At 38.2% G+C, this 21,418-nt stretch carries 22 protein-coding genes; 12 read left to right on the forward strand and 10 right to left on the reverse strand.

Annotated elements, in window-relative coordinates; translation table 11 throughout:
- Positions 1 to 148: 148 nt before the first annotated feature.
- Positions 149 to 1,219: a hypothetical protein gene (locus tag QTA56_RS08050; protein ID WP_244015346.1), complete on the forward strand. Its 1,071-nt coding sequence runs from the start codon at positions 149 to 151 to the stop codon at positions 1,217 to 1,219.
- 64 nt (positions 1,220 to 1,283) lie between these two features.
- Here the strand turns inward: QTA56_RS08050 and QTA56_RS08055 are convergent, their stop codons facing one another.
- Complete coding sequence (locus QTA56_RS08055; protein ID WP_267980407.1) at positions 1,284 to 2,216, reverse strand: hypothetical protein; 933 nt, start codon at positions 2,214 to 2,216, stop codon at positions 1,284 to 1,286.
- A 618-nt stretch (positions 2,217 to 2,834) separates the two neighbouring features.
- On the opposite strand from QTA56_RS08055, the gene QTA56_RS08060 reads away from it, so the two are divergent.
- The 5 genes from QTA56_RS08060 to QTA56_RS08080 all read left to right on the forward strand — a co-directional run bounded on the left by QTA56_RS08060 (position 2,835) and on the right by QTA56_RS08080 (position 7,568).
- Positions 2,835 to 3,719, forward strand: coding sequence for a YagK/YfjJ domain-containing protein (locus QTA56_RS08060; protein ID WP_267980408.1), 885 nt, complete (start codon positions 2,835 to 2,837; stop codon positions 3,717 to 3,719).
- A 121-nt stretch (positions 3,720 to 3,840) separates the two neighbouring features.
- Positions 3,841 to 4,107, forward strand: a complete 267-nt coding sequence (locus QTA56_RS08065; protein ID WP_267980409.1) for a hypothetical protein — start codon at positions 3,841 to 3,843, stop codon at positions 4,105 to 4,107.
- A gap of 18 nt (positions 4,108 to 4,125) precedes the next feature.
- Entirely contained in the window at positions 4,126 to 5,160 is a 1,035-nt protein-coding gene (locus QTA56_RS08070; protein WP_267980410.1) for a DUF932 domain-containing protein, read from the forward strand.
- Positions 5,161 to 5,316: 156 nt separating this feature from the next.
- A complete protein-coding gene (locus QTA56_RS08075) occupies positions 5,317 to 6,366 on the forward strand; it encodes a YqaJ viral recombinase family nuclease (RefSeq protein ID WP_267980412.1) in 1,050 nt (349 codons plus the stop codon).
- Positions 6,367 to 6,653: 287 nt separating this feature from the next.
- Positions 6,654 to 7,568, forward strand: coding sequence for a recombination directionality factor (locus QTA56_RS08080; RefSeq protein ID WP_118901367.1), 915 nt, complete (start codon positions 6,654 to 6,656; stop codon positions 7,566 to 7,568).
- Between the two features lie 112 nt (positions 7,569 to 7,680).
- On the opposite strand, the gene QTA56_RS08085 is transcribed toward QTA56_RS08080, so the two are convergent.
- From QTA56_RS08085 to dmeF, 7 genes are all read right to left on the reverse strand, one after another.
- Positions 7,681 to 8,211, reverse strand: coding sequence for a hypothetical protein (locus tag QTA56_RS08085; protein WP_118901364.1), 531 nt, complete (start codon positions 8,209 to 8,211; stop codon positions 7,681 to 7,683).
- A 47-nt stretch (positions 8,212 to 8,258) separates the two neighbouring features.
- Positions 8,259 to 8,603 carry a hypothetical protein gene (locus QTA56_RS08090; protein WP_023274801.1) on the reverse strand — a complete coding sequence of 115 codons (345 nt, stop codon included), beginning with the start codon at positions 8,601 to 8,603 and terminating at the stop codon, positions 8,259 to 8,261.
- Between the two features lie 33 nt (positions 8,604 to 8,636).
- On the reverse strand, positions 8,637 to 9,488 hold the full coding sequence (locus tag QTA56_RS08095; protein ID WP_125316978.1) for a hypothetical protein: 852 nt from the start codon (positions 9,486 to 9,488) through the stop codon (positions 8,637 to 8,639).
- Positions 9,489 to 9,496: 8 nt separating this feature from the next.
- The gene (locus tag QTA56_RS08100; RefSeq protein ID WP_118901354.1) at positions 9,497 to 9,724 is read right to left on the reverse strand and encodes a hypothetical protein; all 228 of its coding nucleotides are present in this window, start codon (positions 9,722 to 9,724) and stop codon (positions 9,497 to 9,499) included.
- Entirely contained in the window at positions 9,724 to 9,855 is a 132-nt protein-coding gene (locus QTA56_RS08105) for a hypothetical protein (RefSeq protein ID WP_004677576.1), read from the reverse strand. Before QTA56_RS08105 ends, QTA56_RS08100 begins: the two co-directional genes overlap by 1 nt.
- A gap of 3 nt (positions 9,856 to 9,858) precedes the next feature.
- Entirely contained in the window at positions 9,859 to 10,116 is a 258-nt protein-coding gene (locus QTA56_RS08110) for a hypothetical protein (protein ID WP_125316979.1), read from the reverse strand.
- A gap of 679 nt (positions 10,117 to 10,795) precedes the next feature.
- Positions 10,796 to 11,731: a CDF family Co(II)/Ni(II) efflux transporter DmeF gene (gene dmeF / locus QTA56_RS08115; protein WP_267980421.1), complete on the reverse strand. Its 936-nt coding sequence runs from the start codon at positions 11,729 to 11,731 to the stop codon at positions 10,796 to 10,798.
- 60 nt (positions 11,732 to 11,791) lie between these two features.
- Here dmeF and QTA56_RS08120 point away from each other — a divergent pair, with 60 nt between their 5' ends.
- Positions 11,792 to 12,052 carry a metal/formaldehyde-sensitive transcriptional repressor gene (locus QTA56_RS08120; protein WP_004677569.1) on the forward strand — a complete coding sequence of 87 codons (261 nt, stop codon included), beginning with the start codon at positions 11,792 to 11,794 and terminating at the stop codon, positions 12,050 to 12,052.
- A gap of 71 nt (positions 12,053 to 12,123) precedes the next feature.
- Here QTA56_RS08120 and chrA read toward each other — a convergent pair whose 3' ends face one another.
- Positions 12,124 to 13,476 (reverse strand): chromate efflux transporter, encoded by a 1,353-nt coding sequence (gene chrA / locus QTA56_RS08125; protein ID WP_004677567.1) that lies wholly within the window; start codon positions 13,474 to 13,476, stop codon positions 12,124 to 12,126.
- Between the two features lie 2 nt (positions 13,477 to 13,478).
- Positions 13,479 to 14,399, reverse strand: a complete 921-nt coding sequence (locus tag QTA56_RS08130) for a chromate resistance protein ChrB domain-containing protein (RefSeq protein WP_004677565.1) — start codon at positions 14,397 to 14,399, stop codon at positions 13,479 to 13,481.
- 315 nt (positions 14,400 to 14,714) lie between these two features.
- Between QTA56_RS08130 and QTA56_RS08135 the strand changes: the two genes are divergently transcribed.
- From QTA56_RS08135 to QTA56_RS08155, 5 genes are read left to right on the forward strand one after another with little or no spacing between them, the layout of a single operon-like run.
- Positions 14,715 to 15,161 (forward strand): hypothetical protein, encoded by a 447-nt coding sequence (locus QTA56_RS08135; RefSeq protein WP_035328354.1) that lies wholly within the window; start codon positions 14,715 to 14,717, stop codon positions 15,159 to 15,161.
- 48 nt (positions 15,162 to 15,209) lie between these two features.
- Positions 15,210 to 16,427 carry a TolC family protein gene (locus QTA56_RS08140; RefSeq protein ID WP_125316980.1) on the forward strand — a complete coding sequence of 406 codons (1,218 nt, stop codon included), beginning with the start codon at positions 15,210 to 15,212 and terminating at the stop codon, positions 16,425 to 16,427.
- Entirely contained in the window at positions 16,420 to 17,889 is a 1,470-nt protein-coding gene (locus QTA56_RS08145; RefSeq protein WP_078390278.1) for an efflux RND transporter periplasmic adaptor subunit, read from the forward strand. Before QTA56_RS08140 ends, QTA56_RS08145 begins: the two co-directional genes overlap by 8 nt.
- Positions 17,890 to 17,906: 17 nt before the next feature.
- Complete coding sequence (locus tag QTA56_RS08150; RefSeq protein ID WP_118901339.1) at positions 17,907 to 21,041, forward strand: efflux RND transporter permease subunit; 3,135 nt, start codon at positions 17,907 to 17,909, stop codon at positions 21,039 to 21,041.
- Between the two features lie 12 nt (positions 21,042 to 21,053).
- Complete coding sequence (locus QTA56_RS08155; RefSeq protein WP_004677556.1) at positions 21,054 to 21,389, forward strand: hypothetical protein; 336 nt, start codon at positions 21,054 to 21,056, stop codon at positions 21,387 to 21,389.
- Positions 21,390 to 21,418: the final 29 nt, after the last annotated feature.

Genomic DNA, 21,418 nt, shown 5'->3' on the forward strand with positions numbered 1-21,418 from the left:
GTTAAATTTGATTTGAGACAAACCTAAGCAAGGCGAAAAAATGCAGCAGGTGCAGCCTGACACTTTTCTGTGTTGCTTTGTCAGAGGGGATTGTAATGCGGCATGAGGTATGTAAAAATGCAGAAAACAAGGGAACTTTTTTTTACAAATGCCAAAACGAACCAATCCTCAAACTGCTGCGCTTAACATCATGGATTATTTATTCATTAATGATGTTGAGTCTCTTGCATCTTTTAATCATGCCAAAAATACTTTCAATGTTGATCTATTGTCCATAATTGATCACATCAATTCAGTTAGACGAAATGAGGGAAAAATAGCGGAGCTGTATAAACACTATGTATTATGCGGTCTTGAGATGAAACTAAATCTTCCATTTGAAATTGAAGACCCAACTGATCAAGAGCAATTCGATAAAGCAAATTTTATTTTCAGTCAAATCATTAAGAACTTTGCACAATATGATTTTAGTGAAGATGAGTTTTTAGATGATATGGAAAACTTATTTAACCATTTTGAAAAATTACGGTTAGATAAGGGGACAATTTATAAAGTAGTGAGACAATGTCTTTATTTCGATTATGACAATGTTTCTATTGTGGCATATAAAAGATTTATAGATTTGGGCATACTTACTACTCAACAGTACAAATTTTACAAATCGACAATAGATGAAAACTTTCTTAAAAATTCATTTATCCGATCAATGTTGTTTATTGAGTTTGATATTTTAAAAAGACAGTTTGATACTGAAAAAGAATTTAAAGATAGGAAAATAGAAATAGATTTGAATAGTTCGCTAGAAGAAATAGAGCGTATCTTTTTAGCTATTCGGTCAGTAAAAAAAATGCAACTTAAAGAAAATTTTAATTTTACCAGCATCTTAGATATTGATATAAACAATAAAAAAGATGTAGAACAATATATACTGAACCTAAGTGAGGTTTTGGGTCATGGAGCTTTATTTTTTAAAAAAATTCCAGATTGTATTGGTTTTATAGGCTGTTGGCATTTAATTCACACTAAGGAGCGTAACCTAGATAGCCCAACGTATTATGAGCTATATGATGGTAAGTCACCGCATAAGAAGCCTTGTGATAATAAGGCACTAGAAGAAATATTGAAATATGGTTTTGAATTAAAGAACAGAACTTTACATTCACGCTATATTGATTTATATAGTTTTTATGACAGGATGAGAATGTCATTAAACTTTTAAATAATTAGTTGGGTTGTATTAAAATATTAATACAACCCTAAGTGGAATTATGCAAAACTAATTGTTAAACGGAATATAAGAATTTTTCATTTATAGTAATACCTTCCTCAATTGCACATTTATTAATTAAATGTTCAATCATTCTATCTTCAGTTTTCTTATGTTTTGCTGCAAGTATTTTTAGTAATTTCTTAGCTTCATCTGTTAGAAAATAATGATGTTCTCTTCCTTTCCTATTTTTTTGATAAGATTTTTGATACCAAGCATTAGACAATTGTTTTTTTAGGTTGATATAAGCATGTTGATTTGCATGATACATAATATCAAAGATTGAATTAACCCAAACACCAAAATCAACATCTTGTAAAGGCGTAAATTCGATCTGATTAAACTGCCTGAAGTCTGATGTATTTTTGTCGATGTAGGTTTTTGCCCATTTATAGAACTCAGGATGATCATAGTTTTTAAAGTGCAAAGTCTTTGCACTAATAAGTTCACTATACTTTCTTTCTATACGATCAAGTTCTTTAAAACTTCTGTAATAGCGATTATAAGTAAAAATAATATAAAGGAATCGAACGTAGGTGTTCGAGATGGATTGGGTTTGGCGATAAATATCACGATTATCAGATGATATTTTGTAAAGTGCAAAACTCAATAATCGCCTATCTGTTTTATATTTTGAAAAATCACGACTTCTAATCATGAGCGATTCTTTATAACTGTTAATCAAGTCCATGAAAATTTCAGAAGTAGTCTCTGTTTTATCCTTTAGCTCATAAATTAAATGGCTTTTCAACTCATTAAGGTCTTTGATTGAGTTTAATTTATCAATGTCCTTATCCATTAATTGTGGATCATGTTCATCCTCTATATCTATACGTGATTCAAACTCAATAGCATCCTTATTGATCACATGAAGTAACCAGACAGTATCTTCAACTTTCAACTCTTTAACCAGTTTGATTAGATCATCGTTGCATGATGTGTAGCTCATGGTGCTTTCCTTTACTAAGATTTATATAAACTTTATTAAAGGTGAGTATGAGTTTCAACGAGTTTTTCCCTATGTTTAGCCACGATTTAGCGTGATTTTTTAATAATTTTTTTATAGCCTATTGAAGGTATACCAAAGCACAATTTTGTACCCACTACCTGCAATGACACATCACGAAATCCTGTATCATTTGGCTTTGTCATTCAGATGATGGAAGTGACAAAATTGAAGTTATACAAAAGGCGTTTCTGCAATAGTGCACCACCAGATATTGTAGACAACCACAATGATAGGTATCTAATATCAGTGAGACAATAAAAGAATACTCATGAATGATAGCAAATTTTTTATATATTTACCATCGGATAACTTTAACTCGATTTATCTTAATTTATTTAAAGGCTGATCACACTAAAAGCCTTGATATTATTGTGTTTGAATAGTTCTTTAATATATTTTGATCTGACTTTTAATTATGTGTAATGACTTTGTTTATAAATATATAATCAACCTATTAAACTATTCATTAAAAGAACTTAATTCAATAATCTCTAATCTTAAATTTAATTATTAAAATAATTGTCACTTCATATAGTTCTAAACTATAGGTAAGTGACCATGAAGTTTGAAAACACCTCATCAAGTAAAATCTGTGAAGCAAATCTATCTATTGAAATAGAGGACTTTATAAAATCCAGTTTGCATGCAAAAAGACAACCTCGATCTTTTTATAAAAACTTTTGTGAATTACTCCTTGATTTTGATCAAGTGTATAATCCTGATTTTAGCTATTCAAGTTTATTGCAATTATTTTGTAATTTATTATATGAATATCATCTTGATTTAGATTCACCAACAGACTTATTGAGATGTTTAAAACGCAGATCATTTGATGAGTGGCAAAGATATTTCAATACCATGAAAAGTGCTCATTTAAACGAAAGACGACAACACCGTTACAATGAAAGTCAGCATGCTGGAAATCTGGATAAGCGATTAACTGAATTAACCAAAAGCTATGAGGCCCTATTGGTTGTCAGTATCGAGTTAAGTTATATCACTAATGTTAATATCCAGAGAGTACAAGATGATCTGGAGCGTTTCCTTAGAAAAGTAAACCGCTCTAAATATGGAGATGATGTATTACTACTGGTATGGGCTTTGGAACAAGGCAGTAAGAGCAAAGGCTATCATTACCATGTTGTATTTATTTTTGATGAACGAGACCGTATAGGGGCATGGACGATTGCGAATGATATGGGTGAATTATGGCAAGATATTACAGATGGAGATGGATGTTATTTTAACTGCCATGATCGTCGTTATTTAAAGCAATATGAAGAAAATGGAATGGTTGGGATTGGAGTCATTTACAGTAATTTAAAGTACCAAGTGGAGATAATGCGTTCTGTTTTATTATATTTAGCACGACCTAAAAAGGAACAATATCTTAGAATTAAAGCCACCAAGAAGATGAAAACCTTTGCTATGTCACAACGTTGATCCCAAAAAATCACAGATATATATCATTAACATGAAGATTGAATGTTTCTTTTATCCCTTACATTCAAAAACACAGGCTTGCCGATTGGTAAGCCTTTTTTCATTTAATGAGGATTATCTTATGAATATTACATGTCCATATTGCTATTCAGCCAATGTTAGCCGTGCAACTACACAGCCATCAGGCAATAACAGTTTTTCTTCGATGGCAGGTGCAGGGATTGGTGCAAGCCTTGCCAAGAGTTTACCTACACCTTTTTCACCATTACTCGGTGGATTGGCTGGTGCAGTGGTTGGTGGTTTGCTGGATAGTCTGGTTCAACCCTCACAGCCACAACAACCTACGGCTTATTTTCATTGCAACAATTGCCAGCACAATTTCAACTAAGGATGGGAGGAAATCATCATGGCACATCAACTTGAACAAATGGCGTATGTCGGTGAAACCCCGTGGCATGGTCTAGGTAATCAACTCAGTCCACATCAACCGATTGAAGTCTGGGCACAGCAGGCAGGCATGGATTGGCGTATTGAATCATCCGATGTCAGTTACATGGCAAAGAATGATCGGGGACAAAGCATCATTCTGCCTTATGAGGAACAGCGTGTCTTGTATCGTTCTGATACCCATGCACCTTTATCAGTAGTCAGTCAACGCTTTCAGGAAGTTCAGCCCAAAGAAATCCTTGAGTTCTATCGGGACTTGACTGAACAATCAGGCTTTGAACTGGAAACCGCAGGCGTTCTTAAAGGTGGTAAAAAGTTCTGGGCTTTGGCACGTACAGGACAGACTACAGCATTGAAAGGTAAGGATGTCAGTAATGGCTATATTCTTCTTGCGACAGCTTGTGATGGGACGCTTGCCACAACGGCACAATTTACCTCTATCCGTGTGGTGTGTAATAACACTTTGGCGATTGCCTTACGTAATGGCAGTACCAGTGCAGGCGTAGTGAAAGTTCCGCACAGTACCCGATTTGATGCGGAAAAGGTCAAACAGCAACTGGGTATTTCCGTTCGTGCATGGGATGAGCATATGTATGAAATGAAGCAACTGAGTCAGCGTAAAGTCACCCAACAGGAAGCGGCAGCCTATTTTGATGCGGTATTTAACAATACCAGTCTCAGCATTGCTGAACAGGATGACAGCATTATCCAGTTCTACCGCAATGTGGCAAATGAAGCCAATGCAACCAATAAGACCGAACCGAATGGACGAGCCATGTCGAAAGTCATGGATATGTTTAATGGTCAGGGACGAGGTGCAGAACTCAGTTCAGCCCAAGGGACAGCCTATGGTTTGCTGTGTAGCATCACAGAGTTTGTCGATCACGAACGTCGAGCCATGAGTACTGATCACCGACTGGATTCAGCATGGTTTGGTACAGGTGCAGCCATGAAACAGCGAGGACTGGAACAGGCACTCAGAATGGTGGTCTAACTTGAATTGGATTTGAGCTAATCAAATTAGCCTAAGGAATATACCCATTGCTTAAATCCTCTATTTCCCTCTACCCAAAAACTCCCTTTTGCCACATCGCCCTGATGTGGCTTTTTTTATGCCGCAATTTTAATTTTTACAGACATGGAGTATCTCATGAACCATATCGTTGAACCACAAACCAGTAAATCCATACCACATTTACCGTTAGCTAAACCTAATCCTAGTCGTGCCAAACGGCTTGCTGAAACCAAAGGCATGAGCCGTGAACAATGGCTACAAGTCAGAAAACAGGGTATTGGCAGCAGTGATGCAGCCGCAGCTTGTGGGCTTAATCCCCACATGTCGATGCTGGAACTATGGATGATTAAAACAGGTCGGATGCAGACACAGCCTGATCAACCCACCCAAAACAGTTATTCACCCTTATATTGGGGCAATCAGCTTGAACCTCTGATTGCCAATTACTACCAGCACAAGACAGGTCATAAAGTGCGTAAGGTTAATGCGGTGTTACAGCATCCTGATCCCGACAAGCATTTTATGCTGGCAAATCTGGACTATGCTGTTGTAGGCTGTGATGAAGTACAGGTTTTGGAATGTAAATCTGTTGGTGAGTGGGGAACCAAACTCTGGCGTGATGGTGTGCCTTTATACGTGATTATTCAGGTACAGCACCAACTGGCAGTGACAGGTAAACAGGCAGCGCATATCTGTGCATTGATCTGTGGGCATGAAGCCAAAATCTTTAAGGTCGAACGCAATGAAATTGTGATCAATCGAATCATGGCTTCTGAACGGATATTCTGGAACTGTGTGGAAAGTGACACGCCGCCTAGTGTTGATGCCAGTGAATCAGCCGCCAAAGCCTTGCAACTGCTTTACCCACAACATACCCCTTTACAATCCGTTGATTTCTCTACGCTGGAGGGAGTCGATCAACTGTTTACTGACTTATTGCATGAGGAAAAACAACTGACCGACCATCAAACCAAATATGACTATCTCAAGCATCGGATTCAGGCACTCATGAAAGATGCCGAGAAAGCCATATTTTCCAATGGTAGTGTGACATGGAAAAAATCAAAGGACAGTGTGGTACTGGATCAAAAGGCATTGTTACAGGCACAGCCTGAACTCCTGCAACAGTACCCACAGTCTCGTCAGGGCAGCAGACGGTTTAATGTTTATTCTGCAACAACCTAAATCACCTGACTAAACCGTTTGAGACCTATTTCCATCACACACCACATCAAACCATTTTATTTCCCCAAATTTAAAATTTGTGCAAAGTCGCCCCTCTTGTCCTTTCCCCAATACTAAGGAAAGGACGGTGGAGCAGCTTTGCATTTTTTTATGTTCGCACAATGTTTTCTCCCATGACCTGTGATTGGAAGTCGTTTTTTTCAGGAGGGTTAGCAATATGGTGTAGGAGACAGTGCCTTCAATGGATTTGGGGAATCCGTAAATAAATGCAATAAAGGATAATCACCATGATTAAAGGTTTAGCAATTACCCCACCTGTGTTGGGGCGTATTAGTATTGGCAAGGTTGTTGAAAAGAATGGCAAGCGGCTACCTGAAAAGGATGACCAGTTTACTATTACCAGCCAGATTCAAAATAAAGATGGTTGGGTTAAACATCCACTGGATGAGCAGCTTCGGGAAAAGGCACAAAATGGAAAACTCCGAACCATTCCAGTACGGATGATCTTTAATGAGCCTGAACTCAATCTTCGGGCAGAGTACAGTTTATTTGATCGACAGACTGGACGTTTAATTTGCTCAGGCAATGGGGAAACCTGTCAGCGACTCGGACAGAACGGCGTTGAGCAACATCCTTGTCCGTCGCCTGATTTATGCCCACTGGCACAAGGTGGACTCTGTAAGCCCTATGGCAGACTCTACGTGAATTTAGATGAATCGGATGAGTTTGGCACATTCATTTTTAGAACCACGGGTTTTAACAGTATTCGGACACTGGCAGCAAGGCTGAGTTATTACCATGCGGCATCAGGTAATTTACTGTCATGCTTGCCTTTGCAATTGACCTTACGAGGAAAAAGTACCACGCAAAGCTATCGCACTCCGATCTATTACGTGGACTTAACTTTACGTGACGGTGTGAATTTACAGGATGCGATTGTTTCAGCCAAGCAGATTGATGAAGTGAGTAAGGCAGCAGGGTTTTATCAGGAAGCTCTGGATCATGTGGCACGGCAAGGCTATGGCAATGCCAGTTTTGAGGTGGGTGGTGATGAGGGGCTGGATATTGTGGAGGAGTTTTATAGTGATCAACAAAATGCTGTTGATACACAGCCTGAGCATGCAGCAAATACCTGTCAAACCGTAGACAGTGCCATGCAGATTCAACATGGACTTAGGCAAAGTGTTAAGGCGATAAGTTAAAACAACTTATTGAAATATAAAAATAAGGGAAAATGGATTCCCTTATTTTTTTGGTCATAGGTGTAGCCATACTTTAACGCAACAATTATTTTTTAGACTAAATTACTCTTAATTAATGATTGCATTTTGGTGAAGAAAAATCTGTAAGTGGGTCTTCATAACCAAGACTAATAGATTCGATTGGTTTACTCATCAAGGCTTTATTACTGGTATTCCCATCACCATAAGTACCAAAAGAAATATAGATTTCACCTTCTGCTCCTACACGAGTGGATTGATTATATTGGCGGAAGCTATTCCCACCATCAAATCCCTCACAATAATGTTGCACTTTAGACTTACTGGTATTTGGTGTATCTTTACCGATGGTAATCGTTTTACCATTAATAACGGCAGAACCTTTACTTGTAGATAAGGTATTCAGCCCATATTGGCTAAAAGATGCTGTAATTTCAGGGTCATCATAATTACCCCAATTAAGACTACCACCACCATCTACAAATTTAGGTTTACCTAGCTTGGCAATTACAGATTTTTGGCTTTCCTGTAATCCAATCTTTTTACCATTAATCAGGAAATAATCTTCTGCAAAAACAGAAGTTGTACAAGCAGTGACTAAAGCAACGATAATAAATTTTTTCATTTAATATTCCTTTAAAATTTAAATAATTATAGACAGTAGCTAATATGCTATTGCGCCCAAGTACAGACTTTGAACCAATCACCAACCCAGCAGGCTTTCTCTTTCTGTGAGCGAGTCGCCTCACCCCATGTAGATGCGCCACCACTCAATTTTGTTGCTTGAACAACAGCTTGATCTTTACTTTCAATCCAAACCATGATGCCTTCAAAATTTAATTTTTTAGCAAAACTAGGGTGGCTAATATAAAAGCTGCCGTTACCTTGTGGATCAAAATTACACTTACCCTTATATATGGTTTTGCCACTATCTTCGATTTGACAGGTTGCTGGTTTGGCTTGTGCAATTGCTGGAACTGCAATACTTAAAAGTATTGCCATGATTAATTTTTTCATAAGTCTTTCCTTGAATATAAGTGATGGTGAAAGTTATCCACCACATACCGATTTTTTGAAGTCTTTATAATCAGGGATAGGTTGTTTAATACATGCCTGATAGCAAGCTTCTGCTACGGATTGTTCATTGAAATTAGGATTGAGTCTGATTTGCCCCAAACTTCTTGTGATCGCCATAGACATAGAAGATTCAGGAATCACATTTTCATTGCAGTCTTCGGGAGGCTGTTGTTCACAATTAGGCAATAGCTCATCATGCAACCATTTACAGTCGTTATTAGGAAGTCCACCTTTGGCTGTCTCTAATAAGTTGGTTAATAACTGCCCATTTTCTAACACGATGCTTTTATTTAAGCCCTTATCGTTGATTCCCAAGCCAATCGTAATGACATCACCTTTTTGTGCATAAGTAATATCGCCATTCTCGCTATAAAAATCATCCTTATTCAGCCATTTAGGTGCTTGACCTTTGAGTAGCAACAAGATTGAGTAGGATGGCAAAGTGCCTGAACCACCTGCATCTGTACTCACCAAGATTGCTTCTCCCTGAGTGAGCTTAAAGCGACGGACTAAACTGATACGATCATCATCAACATCTTTGGAAGCGAGTATAATTTTATCGCCTAGATATAAGTCAGGTCGCTCAAAATTCTCCTTACCAATTTTCTTTAATGATAAAAGTCCTTGCGATGTCGGTAACTGGTCATTGAATTTTTCCAAATCCTCCCCTTGACCTACAGTGACGATAGGAACTTCTACTTTTTTATTGCGTTCATTCTTATCAGTAGTTGGTGGATTATCTGTTGATGATTTTTGATTGCAACCTGCATTTAAGCTCAAGACAACAGATAACGCCCCCATACAAAATAATTTTATATTTGCCATAAGTCGTCCTATTTTCTTGAGTTAAGCGTTATCAGTGCAATAATAATCAGAATAATTACACCACCAATAAATTTACCTACTGATGGGAACATGACCGCAGGCCAGACAATTCCCCGACCAATGTGATAGGCGAATGACTTGTAGCTGTATTGACCCCAGAAGTTCTGGTAAACCGTAAAAAAGAAGCCAATAATAAAATAGCCACCGATAGCCCACGCCTTAATGTTTTCTTTCATTATTTATCTCCCCCAGTTGCAAAGTTCACCAGTAGCATGAACAGCCCAAGTAAAATCATGAATCCAATAAATGGTAAGCCCAGAAATGCAATGGCAATGATGACAACAATAATTCCTGCAATTGCTCGCATGGCTTACTCCTTCATACATTGCATACCGTATTGAACAATTTCATTTTGAAATTCTTCTGTTTGGCTAATGATGTAAAATTTTTCTTCCAGTCGATCTGTGCCATATTTATCTTCAATTTTTTCATAGACACATTCACAGGTAGAGCTATCAGCACCGCCCATTTTGCAGCCCTTAACGAACTCACGTTCAGCTTTGCTGGCACAGCCTGTTAAAGTGATTGCAGTAATACTGATCAAAAGAAGAGATGAGAGTATGTTCATGTTTTTCCCCGATATTTAATTTTTGGAATTGTTGTAATGTTTTTGATTCAGCGAATTTATGCAGCCAGATTAAACAGGCAGACGTAATCATCTCAATACCGATGAGTATTAAGACATGATAACGATTGGCTGAATGAAAAACCGATGGCTAAGTTAAAAGCCTAAATTCAATCAAAAAACAAATGGGGATTGGGTGTAATAGAGAATAGTGAGTCATGATAGAGTCCTTGCGTGTTAAACAAGTTCTGCCTATCACTGCTAAATGATGGTGGCAGAACGAAAGAGGGTTAGCAGACTGGTCACACAAGTACCCAGCACGCACGAATGCGTCCCCCTCCCGTTCCACCGCAGAGGGGTACGACAGGGCAAACAAAAAAAGGCTATAAGCCCTTTAATGCTCTCGTGTGGATCGGTCTGCTAAAACCGACTGACCATGAGGGTCAGCAAGGCAATGATAGTTTTTTTAGATTGATAAATCAATTGAGAATAAATGTGTTTTTATAGTCTAAGATATTGGTTGTATAAGTGATTTATCTGTAAGGAATTTTTTCGGAAAGGATAGGTTTTATGATTTTAATAATTAAGATTACATTATTTCTTAAATGTAATCTTAGCCGAAAAAATTTCTTTCATTTATCTAGTTTGTAAAAACATGATGAATAACGTAATTATCAGTTATTTATCTAAAATTGATTTCCACACTGGCATGTACAATTTCTTCGTGTACGGATAAAGCACGTTTTACGATTTCTGGGGTTAAACTATGATCCTGCGTATCAAGTGCAAGAATACTTGAAAATTTACCTTTACCTACTTTCCAGACATGCAAATCTGTAATCTGTATCGTTGGATTTAACTCAGTAATAACTTCCTGAATTTCCTCAACTACTGGTTCTTTCATTTCAGCATCTAAAAGGGTTTTACTGGTTTGTTTAATTAAACCCCATGCCCATTTGGAAACTAAAATTGCCCCCACAATACCAAGTACGGCATCAAGGAAATTCCATCCAAAATATTTTGCTGCAAAAAGGGCAATGATTGCCAATACTGAAGTGGTTGCATCTGCAATAACATGCAGAAAAGCAGCCTTTTGATTCAGGTCATGTTCATGGTGGTGGGAATGATGGTCGTGGTTGTGGTGATCATGATGATCGTGGCTATGATGGTGATTGTCATGTAGTAACCATGCACAGATCAGATTCACGATTAAACCTAAAATGGCGATTAGGATCGCTTCATTATAATGAATCTGTACTGGGTTAAATAATCGTTCAATTGAGCTATAACACATCATAGCAGCAACAACTATCAATAAAATTGCACTGCTGTAGCCTGCAAGAATTTCAATTTTCCATGTACCAAAACAAAACCTTTCATCATTGGCATAGTGTCGAGCAGCACGGTAGGCAACATATGCCAGTCCCAAAGCAACCATGTGTGAACTCATGTGCCAGCCATCAGCAAGCAGTGCCATAGAGTTAAACACAATCCCACCAAAAATTTCGGCAACCATCATCACGCCTGTAAATATCGTTGCAATCAAGATTTTTTTCTGGGCTAAGGGGTTACCCTCATCAAATTGATGAGAGTGTTGGGTTGATAAAAGATTGAGCATATTGTTATTACCATGTTAAAATACCCCATATAGTATATTTCCATTTGGAGTAAACTTTCAATGGCGCATTTACAGCACAATAGGAAAGTCCTGAACCGTATTAGTCGTTTGCAAGGTCAAATGAATGCAACCTATAAATCGGTAAGTGAAGGTCAAACACCATGCCTAGAGGTATTGCAGCAAGTCGCTGCAATTCGTGGGGCTGTTCATGGGCTAATGAACGAGCTATTAGAAGACCATCTAAAAAATCATGTTCTATCTGATAGTTATGATGAAACTGAGTTGGAAGTTTTTTTGGATTTATTAAAAAAGTACAAATAAGAATTTACTTTGTATTTTTAATTCTAGGTTCTTTTTACCATCAAGTAGAGCTGCAAAGCTCTACTTGGGTTTTATGCACCAATATATAAAATCAAACCAAAGAATGCCGAGGCACAAATGACATATATGACTTTGACTTCAAAATGGAATAAGGCAATGAACGCAGCAAGTGCGATAAAGGCAGCTTCATAGTTGAAAGGATGATTAAACCCATTTGGCCATAATACGTGATAGCTAAAGAAGAGTGCGAGATTTAAAATTACACCGACAACAGCAGCAGTGATTGTTGTCAAGGGAGCAGTAAACCTTAATTCATTATGCGTAGATTCAATAATTGGCGCACCTGCTAAAATAAAAATAAAAGAAAACAGGAATGTAACCCAAGTAACAATTACAGCACCGAATACGCCTGCTAAAAATAAATGTTCATTGCCAAATAAAGCATGGTTAAAACCGCCTAAGAAGCCTACAAATGCGACAACCATGATCAGAGGGCCTGGGGTACTTTCCCCAAGAGCTAAACCATCAATCATTTGTGTTGGATTTAACCAACCATAAAAATTAACAGCACCTTGATATACATAAGGTAACACTGCATATGCACCGCCAAAGGTCAGAAGTGCCGCCTTAGTAAAGAACCATGCCATTTGTGTATAAGCATGATTCCATCCAAATATTAGACTTAGACTGATGATTGGGACAAACCATAATATCGCCCCGATAAAAAGTATCTTCCCTAAATGTTTCCAACTAAATACCGCATGTGCTGGTGTAGGCGTATCATCATCAATAATTGCTGATCCATAATCTTTTTTACTTTGCTGATGTGTACTACCACCTGTAAACAGTGTTGGATATTTTTTACTTGCTAAGTAACCAATAATTGCAGCAGTCAGAACGATTAAAGGGAAAGGTAAATTGAAGAAAAAAATAGCAAGAAATGCAAGTGCAGCGATAACCCACAAGAACTTATTCTTTAATGATTTACTGCCAATGCGATACGTTGCATGAAAAACTATCGCAACAACGGCTGGTTTAATCCCATAAAAAAGTCCTGCAATGATTGGCACATCACCAAACTTGACATAGACCCATGACAGACCTATCAGGATAAATAATGACGGTAATACAAATAATACACCTGCAACAATTCCGCCAATGGTTCTGTGCATGAGCCAACCAATATAGGTTGCTAACTGTTGGGCTTCAGGACCTGGCAAAAGCATGCAATAATTTAGGGCATGTAAAAAACGTTTTTCAGAAATCCAGCGTTTTTGTTCAACAAGTTCTTGGTGCATGACAGCAATTTGTCCTGCTGGCCCGCCAAAACTGATAAATCCCAATTTAAGCCAAAATAAGAATGCTTGCCAAAATGAAATAGGCAGTATTTCTTGCTCCGATTTTATAACAAGTTCTTGTTCCATAATTATTCTCTTGAAAAGTTGGTATATAAGCCATCAAAAATGTGACTTGATAATTCAAGGAGCTGATCATCATTACTTATTTGGCATCGCAGCCCTTGAATGATTTTTTCAATACCAATAGCTTCAGGAGGTTCTATTCCCCCTATATCAAGGTAATGAACAATTTCTGCGATTTTTTTTAGTGCTGGTGTTTCTAAATTAAAGCTATGTAAAAGAACTTCAAATGTTACCCAGTGATTGATATGGCTGAAAGTTGCTCCATCAAAATCGAATCCTAGTGCTTCTTTGGGGCAATCATGGGGTGTTTCTAACCAAATAAAGGTTGGTGTGTTATCAATGAAAGTTTTAATTAGCCATGCAGAGGCTAAACGATCAATCCACGGTCTTTGACGAGTTGCCCAAGTTCTATTTTGGTAATGAGTTTTATCCAAAAGTTGGACATGAGCCTGTATGGCCTGTGGTTCGTTTGCTTCGCCAAGTCGAGCAATAGAAAGTTCTAATAATGAAAGTTCATTTAAAACCTGTGCTTGAGTTTCATCAGGGAAATAGTCAATTTCTACCAGTGCATCAATACTTTTTCTTAATTTACGAACTTGTTTCAGCAGCTCTTTTTTTTCATCTTTAGTTTGATGATCTCTTAGCTCAGTGACCTGTTTATAGAGGGTATCGTATTCTTCTTTTCGGTTGAAAATAGGTGCAAGCTCAAGGTTAAAAGGTGATTCAGCATGAAAAACGTAAGCTGACCCTTGTTCCGAAATAACATCATTGGCAATAGAATCAAACTTTTCACTATGAGCAATAGGAAGTAGATAAACGCCATCTCTCAGGGTTGCTGCACCGCTTGCTTTAAGTGAACGCCAGACTCTCATGCGAGTCGTGGTGTTTTGTGTAGGCAATGAAGAAATGAGTAAGGATATTTTCATGTAATATACTCAACATATTTGTTAATTATATTACACATAAAAAATAAAAAAATACAAGGTGTAGTTAAAAGTTATTGCTGTAGAGAATTAAAAGCAGGCACTGCAACTGATTTATTGGTTATAGATGATCAAGTAAATGTAAGAGTGGCTTGGTTCAATTTTTAGAAAAATATTTAATAACTCATTTTTTATCGGAGATTTAGGATGAAACTGAATTGGAAGTTTTTCTGGATTTATTAAAAAAGTACAAATAGGACTTGCTTTGTATTTTTTTACTTGTATCTTAACCTTGTTCAAAGATTTTGCTTGATGACCATGCTAACAGGTAAGTATTTCAAACTTATGCTCGCATTTACCTTGTTGTTGTTTACTTTTACAACAACGGGCTTGTATGCGTGGCTGCCTGTTATTGTTAAAAATATAGACCATCAGCATCAATTAAATATTTCTGTTCAATCAGAGAGTTTAAGCCAGTGGTCGTTAGAGCATCATGACCATGATGAAGCCATCGCTGATGACAGTAAAAACCATCATTGGACAAGTTATGATGAACCTACCTATCATCATTCCGTAAAGCCTGTTCATGCTGATGATGAATTGGCTTTAGACCCTGTGTTTATTCTAAGTTTTATCACTGCTCTTATTTTTCTGTTCCTAAAGTTATCTGAACATCGGATTCGGGTATTTGACTTTAGGAAACGAATATTTATTTTACGTAATTCCTATACCTATACAAAAGCTCTTATCGTTCTAACAAATTGATTTTTCTATACAAAAAATAATTCTTCATTTTTTTGTATAGGTAAAGTCATGTCTAAAATTTATCAGATATTTCTTACCTGTGGTTTGGTAGTCACGGCAGCACCTGCTTTTGCAAAGCAAGATTATGCCCGACTACAACAACAGGTATTAGCAAACGATGCAATTCTTCAGAGTTTGCAGCAATCGCAGTCTGCGTATGATGTTAATCAACAATATGCTGGGCGATTGAACAATCCAACTTTTAATGTGGAGTTGGATAATTTAGGAAATTCCAAGCTAAAAGAGCTTGATGGCCCTACCACCATGATTGGGCTTTCTCAAGATATTCCCTTGAATAATAAGCTACATTTACGTAAACAACTGGCAGGGTTTCAGGGTAGCAATAACCAGTTTGAGATTGTCAAACGTCAGGCAGAACTTAAATCAGAATTAAGGACTTGTCTATCAAACTGGTATGTTGCAACTCAACGTGCTGAAATTTTTTCAACCGAAAGTAATTTGTATAAACGACAAGTGAATGTACTCACTGAAAAGTTAAAGTACGGTCGTGTGATTCCCTCTGATGTCCAGTTAAGTTCGGCGTTGTCAGCAGAATCAGCTTTACGTTATCAAAATGAGTTAAAGAAGATTCAATATCAGAAAAATCTTTGCTCTAAGTATCTTCCTGATTTGCCAAATCAAGCCATTGAAGTGCCTTTGGATAGTAACTTTTCCAATCGTGTCAGTTTATTGGAGCAGGAAAGTGTCTTAAAAACACAGTTGGCAAAAACGCAACTTGAATTGGCAAAAAAAGAGGCTGTACCTGATATTACATTGGGTGTTGGTGTCCGAAATTATCAGGAAACCAGTGACAAGGTATTTTTAGTTTCCACCTCAATTCCACTCGCTGTCTTCAATCGTAATAAAGGCAATATTGCCATTGCTCAAGCAACCCAAGCCAATGCGGAAACTCAATCTGTCTGGGCAAATCGTAACGCTAAAATTGAATTGGAAAATAAATCGGTTGAGATTTCAAACCTGATTGATGCAATCAAGCAATATGACAGCACGGTATTACCCGCAGCCAATGAAAGTTTACGTATTGCTGAACTGGGCTATCAGGCAGGCAAGATTTCTCTATTGGAATTTAATAGCAATAAGCAAATCTGGTTGGATAAACAGTTAGCCCGTTATGACCTGTGGTTGGCTTTGCAAAATCAAATTGCAGAGATTGAAAAAAACTACGTCACCAATTTAGAGCAGGAATATGGGGAACAACATGAATAAAACCACCAATACTTTAATTGCAACAGGTGTTGTTGCATTACTGATTATCCTGTGTGCGATTGCTTGGTATAAGACAGGTAATAAACCACAGGCGAGTTCAGGTGAAGCGGTAGAGGAAAGCGTTACGGTTGCAGGTGATGAAAAAGGCCCACATGGTGGACGCTTATATCGAGATGGCGATTTCTCTACGGAAGTTAAGATTTTTGAGGAAGGTGTTGAACCTCATTTGCGTGTATATGGCTATTTCAAGGATAAGCCCTTAAAGCCTCAAGAACTTACAGCAAATATTTTCATCAAACGTCTTGATGCGGAACAGAATATTCGCTTTGTTCCTGAAAGTGACTATCTGATTGGAAATGAAGTGATTTATGAACCACATTCATTCTTGATGATGATTAATGTTGAATATCAAGGCAAAAAGCATACATGGCAATGGGACACCAAAGAAGGTCGTGCCAATATTCCCGATGCCAGTCTAAAAAGTAGCGGACTGGAATTATTAACGGTTCAACCGATGATGTTTGAAAATAGCTTACAGCTTAAAGGTGAGCTGAAATTTCCAGACAATTTTGAGAGTTTTATTACCCCAAAAGCAAGCGGTACACTGGTTAAAACCTATCGTACCATTGGTGATAAGGTCAGTCAGGGTGACTTGTTGGCAACCGTACAAAGTCAGGATGTGATTCGTTTAAATGCGGAACGTACCATTGCTCAGGATACCTTGCAATTTACACGTAAAAAAATGGAGCAAGAACGGGCTTTATGGCAAAAACGTGTTTCCCCTGAAATTGACTATATTAATGCCAAACGTGAATTTGATAATGCTCAGGTCCGTGTCAATGAGTTAAATAACATGATTAGCTCATATGGTGGTTCTAGCAATGGAATGATTGAAGTACGTGCTGGCATGTCAGGTACAGTGTTGGAAATCCTCAGTGCCATTGGTACAAATGTTAATCCATCTACCCCGATGTTTAAAATTGCCAATACCTCACAGCTTTTGGCAGTGGTGAATATACCTGCTGATCAATTGAATGTGGTGAAAGCAAGCAATAAAGTCACCATCAAGTCACAGACAGCAGATTCAGAAGAAGCACTGGGGCGTATTAAATATATCAGTGATGTGATTGACCCTAAAACTCGTACCGCTCAAGCCTTTGTTGAAATTCCCAATCAGTTTAACTGGCGTTCAGGTCAGTTGATTTCAGCACAAATCTTTGAAAGTCAATCCATGAAACCGATGGTGGTGCGTGAAGATGCACTACAAACCTATCGTGACTGGGATGTAGTTTTTCTTCGTGTTGGTGATGACTTTGAGGTTCGTCCACTCGAATTGGGGGAAAAATTCAATGGCTTTGTTGAAGTCAAATCGGGTTTAAAAGTTGGACAAAAATATGCAGCAGGTAATTCTTATCTTATAAAAGCAGAGCTGGGTAAATCTGGCGCTTCTCATGACCATTAAAAGCAGGAGTAGCGAACATGTTTGACCAGATTGTAAAACTGTCAATCAAGAACCGTTGGTTGGTATTGATTGTATTTTTGTTTATCGGTGCATTTGGTGTCTATAACTATTTCAAACTGCCAATTGATGCAGTCCCTGATATTACCAATGTTCAGGTACAAATTAACAGCGAGGCTCAGGGACTCTCGCCACTGGAAATGGAAACTCAGGTGACCTTTCCAATTGAAACAGCCCTAGCAGGTATCCCCAATCTTAACTATACGCGTTCGGTATCAAGATATGGATTATCACAAGTCACTGTTATCTTTAAAGAAGGTACAGATATTTATTTTGCCCGCCAATTGGTGAATGAAAGGATTCAAGGTGTTGTACCAAGTCTGCCAAGTGGTATTTCCACTTCAATGGGACCTGTGTCTACAGGGCTTGGCGAAATCTTTATGTACACTGTTGAGAATGCACCCAATAATCCAAATCCAATGTCAGCTACGGATTTAAGGACATTGCAGGACTGGGTGATTAAGCCGCAACTGCGAAATGTTGAGGGCGTCAATGAAATCAATACCATTGGCGGCTATGTAAAACAATTTGTGGTACGCCCTAATTATGCTTATCTGCGGAGTATCGGCTTAGACCAACAGGTGATTGTTGAAGCCATTTCAAAAAATAGCATGAACAAAGGTTCTGGTTATATTGAAAAAAATGGTGAGCAATATCTTCTGCGTTCGGATTCACAAATTACATCCATCGAGCAAATCAGAAATATTCCAATTACCACAAGTAACGGCTATATCCTGCGTTTAAGTGATGTTGCAGAAGTGTCTATTGGAAACGAATTGCGTACAGGTGCAGCGACCAAGAATGGTCAGGAAATTGTACTGGGTACGGCATTCATGTTGATTGGCGAGAACTCCCGTAATGTTGCCCATGCTGTAGACCAAAAATTACAGGAAGTCCAAAAATCGCTACCCGAAGGTGTTGAAGCAAAAGCGGTTTATAACCGTACTACACTGGTTGATGCCACGATTGAAACAGTTAAAAAGAACCTGTTAGAGGGTGCAATCCTTGTGATTGTGGTTCTATTTATCTTTCTGGGGCATTTCCGTGCTGCACTGATTACTGCAATGGTCATTCCATTATCCATGTTGATGACCATTACAGGGATGGTCAATCAGAAAATCAGTGCCAACCTCATGAGTCTTGGTGCATTGGACTTCGGGATTATCGTTGATGGTGCTGTGGTGATTGTAGAAGCATCTCTGGCAAAACTTGCTTTAAAACAGAAAGAGTTAGGGAGAGTACTCACTCGACAGGAACGATTTGCCACAGTATTTGATGCCACCAAAGAATCCAGAAAAGCCATTCTTTATGGTCAGCTCATTATTATTCTGGTTTATCTACCTGTGATGACACTGACAGGTGTTGAAGGAAAAATGTTCACGCCAATGGCAGCAACAGTGGTGATGGCATTACTTGCAGCAATGATTCTCTCGATTACTTTTGTTCCTGCCATGATTGCATTGGTGACTACAGGCAAAGTAAAAGATGAAGAATCTAAAATCATTCATGGCATTAAGAAGTTTTATAACCCTGTTCTGAACTGGTCACTTAATCATCGAATGGTACTGGTTGCTTTTGTCGCAGGTTTCTTGGTCTTTAGTGCCAGCTTATCTAGTCGTCTTGGTTCAGAGTTTATTCCATCACTGGATGAGGGGGATGTGGCATTACACGCATTGCGTATTCCTGGCACGTCTTTAACTCAGGCAATCGAAATGCAATATGCACTTGAACGAGAGATTAAAAAGATTCCAGAGGTCAAAACCATTCTTGCCAAAATTGGTACGGCAGAGATAGCAACTGACCCTGTACCGCCAAACGTGGCAGATAACTATGTCATGTTAAAACCCCGTAGTGAATGGCCAAATCCAAATAAGGAAAAAGCTGATGTCGTGGCAGAAATTGAACGAGTTTCAAAAGGCGTTTATGGCAATAACTACGAGTTCACTCAGCCAATTCAAATGCGTTTTAATGAGTTAATTTCTGGTGTTCGTACAGATGTCGCTGTAAAAATCTCAGGCGATGATTTGGAACAACTGTTGGAGCTGGGCAATGAAGTTGCAGATATTCTTGAAACAGTCAATGGAACTGCCGACTTAAAAGTTGAGCAAATGTCTGGTTTGCCAATGGTTTCGATTGAACTTAAAAGGGACATGATTGCTAATTATGGTTTAGATGCGGAGGATGTTCAAAATAAAGTGTCTAGTTTGATCACTGGACAAACCGCAGGCAAAGTATTTGAAGGCGATAGAAAATTCGACATTGTCGTCAGAATGGAGGAAAGTTCGGTGAGCAATCTGGAAAAACTCTATCAAATTCCAATGCGGTTGCCAGATGGTTCAAATGTACTGTTGTCTGATTTGATTGAGCTAAAAACCATTCAAGGGCCAAACCAGATTTCTCGTGAAAATGGTAAACGCCGAATTGTTATCACTGCGAATGTGCGTGGAACAGATATAGGTAGTTATATTGCTGAAGCTCAAGCGAAAGTCGATTCCCAATTCAAATTACCAGAAGGTTACTGGATGTCTTGGGGAGGTACATTTGAACAGATGCAATCTGCTACCAATCGTTTGATGGTGGTTGTACCTGTAGCATTGTTATTAATCTTTAGCATGATTTACATGGCATTGGGTAATATCCGCAATAGTTTACTGGTGTTTACGGGTGTGCCATTTGCATTAACTGGTGGTGTCATTGCTTTAGCGTTACGGGATATTCCACTTTCCATTTCTGCTGCTGTCGGTTTTATTGCTCTATCGGGTGTAGCCGTACTCAATGGATTGGTACTGGTCACTGCCATTCAACGCCTGCAAGCTCAAGGTCAAAATCTGATTGATGCTGTCAAACATGGTGCTGTAGAACGATTAAGACCTGTCTTAATTACGGCTCTGGTTGCTTCTCTGGGCTTTATTCCAATGGCATTAAATGTCGGCATTGGTTCGGAGGTTCAACGCCCAATCGCCACAGTGGTGATTGGCGGGATTATTTCTTCCACCTTACTCACATTGATTATTCTGCCTACGCTGTATGTCTGGTTCAATCAAAGAGCCAAGCGTAAAGCAGAAGTAGAAAATTTCTCTGAGCAACAGGTTTAGGGAAATAATGAAATGATGGGCATGGTGCAAGATAAAAAGTTTAAAGGAATAATGATGTGGCTGGTCTGCATCCTTAGTCTTGCATTGTGCCTGCATTCTAATACACATGTCACTGAAACCAGTTCATTTCAGAACGCACCTTATGCAGAAGCACATCCACATCAGCACGAAGTGAATCAACTGCATAAGCATAATCATCAAGATACTTATCATGAACATTTTGTTGGTTATGATGTCAGTCAAAATATCAGTTTTACTGTACTGATTTTCAATTCTGAAATTATTGACAGAATCAAACACTATACCTTTCTTGTGATGAGTCGCATTTTTAAACCACCAAAAAATTAATGATTTATCAAATCATTATTTAATTTTTG

This window comes from Acinetobacter thutiue (assembly GCF_030385805.1).
In the GTDB taxonomy this organism is placed as follows: Bacteria; Pseudomonadota; Gammaproteobacteria; order Pseudomonadales; family Moraxellaceae; genus Acinetobacter; species Acinetobacter corruptisaponis.

Bases quoted from the DNA above. Each gene is read 5' to 3' on its own strand.
- QTA56_RS08110 (WP_125316979.1), bottom strand. From the start codon at position 10,116: ATGAACATACTCTCATCTCTTCTTTTGATCAGTATTACTGCAATCACT.
- QTA56_RS08145 (WP_078390278.1), top strand. From the start codon at position 16,420: ATGAATAAAACCACCAATACTTTAATTGCAACAGGTGTTGTTGCATTA.
- QTA56_RS08155 (WP_004677556.1), top strand. From the start codon at position 21,054: ATGATGGGCATGGTGCAAGATAAAAAGTTTAAAGGAATAATGATGTGG.
- QTA56_RS08070 (WP_267980410.1), top strand. From the start codon at position 4,126: ATGGCACATCAACTTGAACAAATGGCGTATGTCGGTGAAACCCCGTGG.
- QTA56_RS08105 (WP_004677576.1), bottom strand. From the start codon at position 9,855: ATGCGAGCAATTGCAGGAATTATTGTTGTCATCATTGCCATTGCATTT.
- QTA56_RS08055 (WP_267980407.1), bottom strand. From the start codon at position 2,216: ATGAGCTACACATCATGCAACGATGATCTAATCAAACTGGTTAAAGAG.
- QTA56_RS08130 (WP_004677565.1), bottom strand. From the start codon at position 14,399: ATGAAAATATCCTTACTCATTTCTTCATTGCCTACACAAAACACCACG.
- QTA56_RS08050 (WP_244015346.1), top strand. From the start codon at position 149: ATGCCAAAACGAACCAATCCTCAAACTGCTGCGCTTAACATCATGGAT.
- QTA56_RS08085 (WP_118901364.1), bottom strand. From the start codon at position 8,211: ATGAAAAAATTTATTATCGTTGCTTTAGTCACTGCTTGTACAACTTCT.
- QTA56_RS08075 (WP_267980412.1), top strand. From the start codon at position 5,317: ATGAACCATATCGTTGAACCACAAACCAGTAAATCCATACCACATTTA.
- QTA56_RS08095 (WP_125316978.1), bottom strand. From the start codon at position 9,488: ATGGCAAATATAAAATTATTTTGTATGGGGGCGTTATCTGTTGTCTTG.
- QTA56_RS08065 (WP_267980409.1), top strand. From the start codon at position 3,841: ATGAATATTACATGTCCATATTGCTATTCAGCCAATGTTAGCCGTGCA.
- QTA56_RS08060 (WP_267980408.1), top strand. From the start codon at position 2,835: ATGAAGTTTGAAAACACCTCATCAAGTAAAATCTGTGAAGCAAATCTA.
- QTA56_RS08120 (WP_004677569.1), top strand. From the start codon at position 11,792: ATGGCGCATTTACAGCACAATAGGAAAGTCCTGAACCGTATTAGTCGT.
- QTA56_RS08080 (WP_118901367.1), top strand. From the start codon at position 6,654: ATGATTAAAGGTTTAGCAATTACCCCACCTGTGTTGGGGCGTATTAGT.
- QTA56_RS08150 (WP_118901339.1), top strand. From the start codon at position 17,907: ATGTTTGACCAGATTGTAAAACTGTCAATCAAGAACCGTTGGTTGGTA.
- QTA56_RS08100 (WP_118901354.1), bottom strand. From the start codon at position 9,724: ATGAAAGAAAACATTAAGGCGTGGGCTATCGGTGGCTATTTTATTATT.
- QTA56_RS08090 (WP_023274801.1), bottom strand. From the start codon at position 8,603: ATGAAAAAATTAATCATGGCAATACTTTTAAGTATTGCAGTTCCAGCA.
- dmeF (WP_267980421.1), bottom strand. From the start codon at position 11,731: ATGCTCAATCTTTTATCAACCCAACACTCTCATCAATTTGATGAGGGT.
- chrA (WP_004677567.1), bottom strand. From the start codon at position 13,476: ATGGAACAAGAACTTGTTATAAAATCGGAGCAAGAAATACTGCCTATT.
- QTA56_RS08140 (WP_125316980.1), top strand. From the start codon at position 15,210: ATGTCTAAAATTTATCAGATATTTCTTACCTGTGGTTTGGTAGTCACG.
- QTA56_RS08135 (WP_035328354.1), top strand. From the start codon at position 14,715: ATGCTAACAGGTAAGTATTTCAAACTTATGCTCGCATTTACCTTGTTG.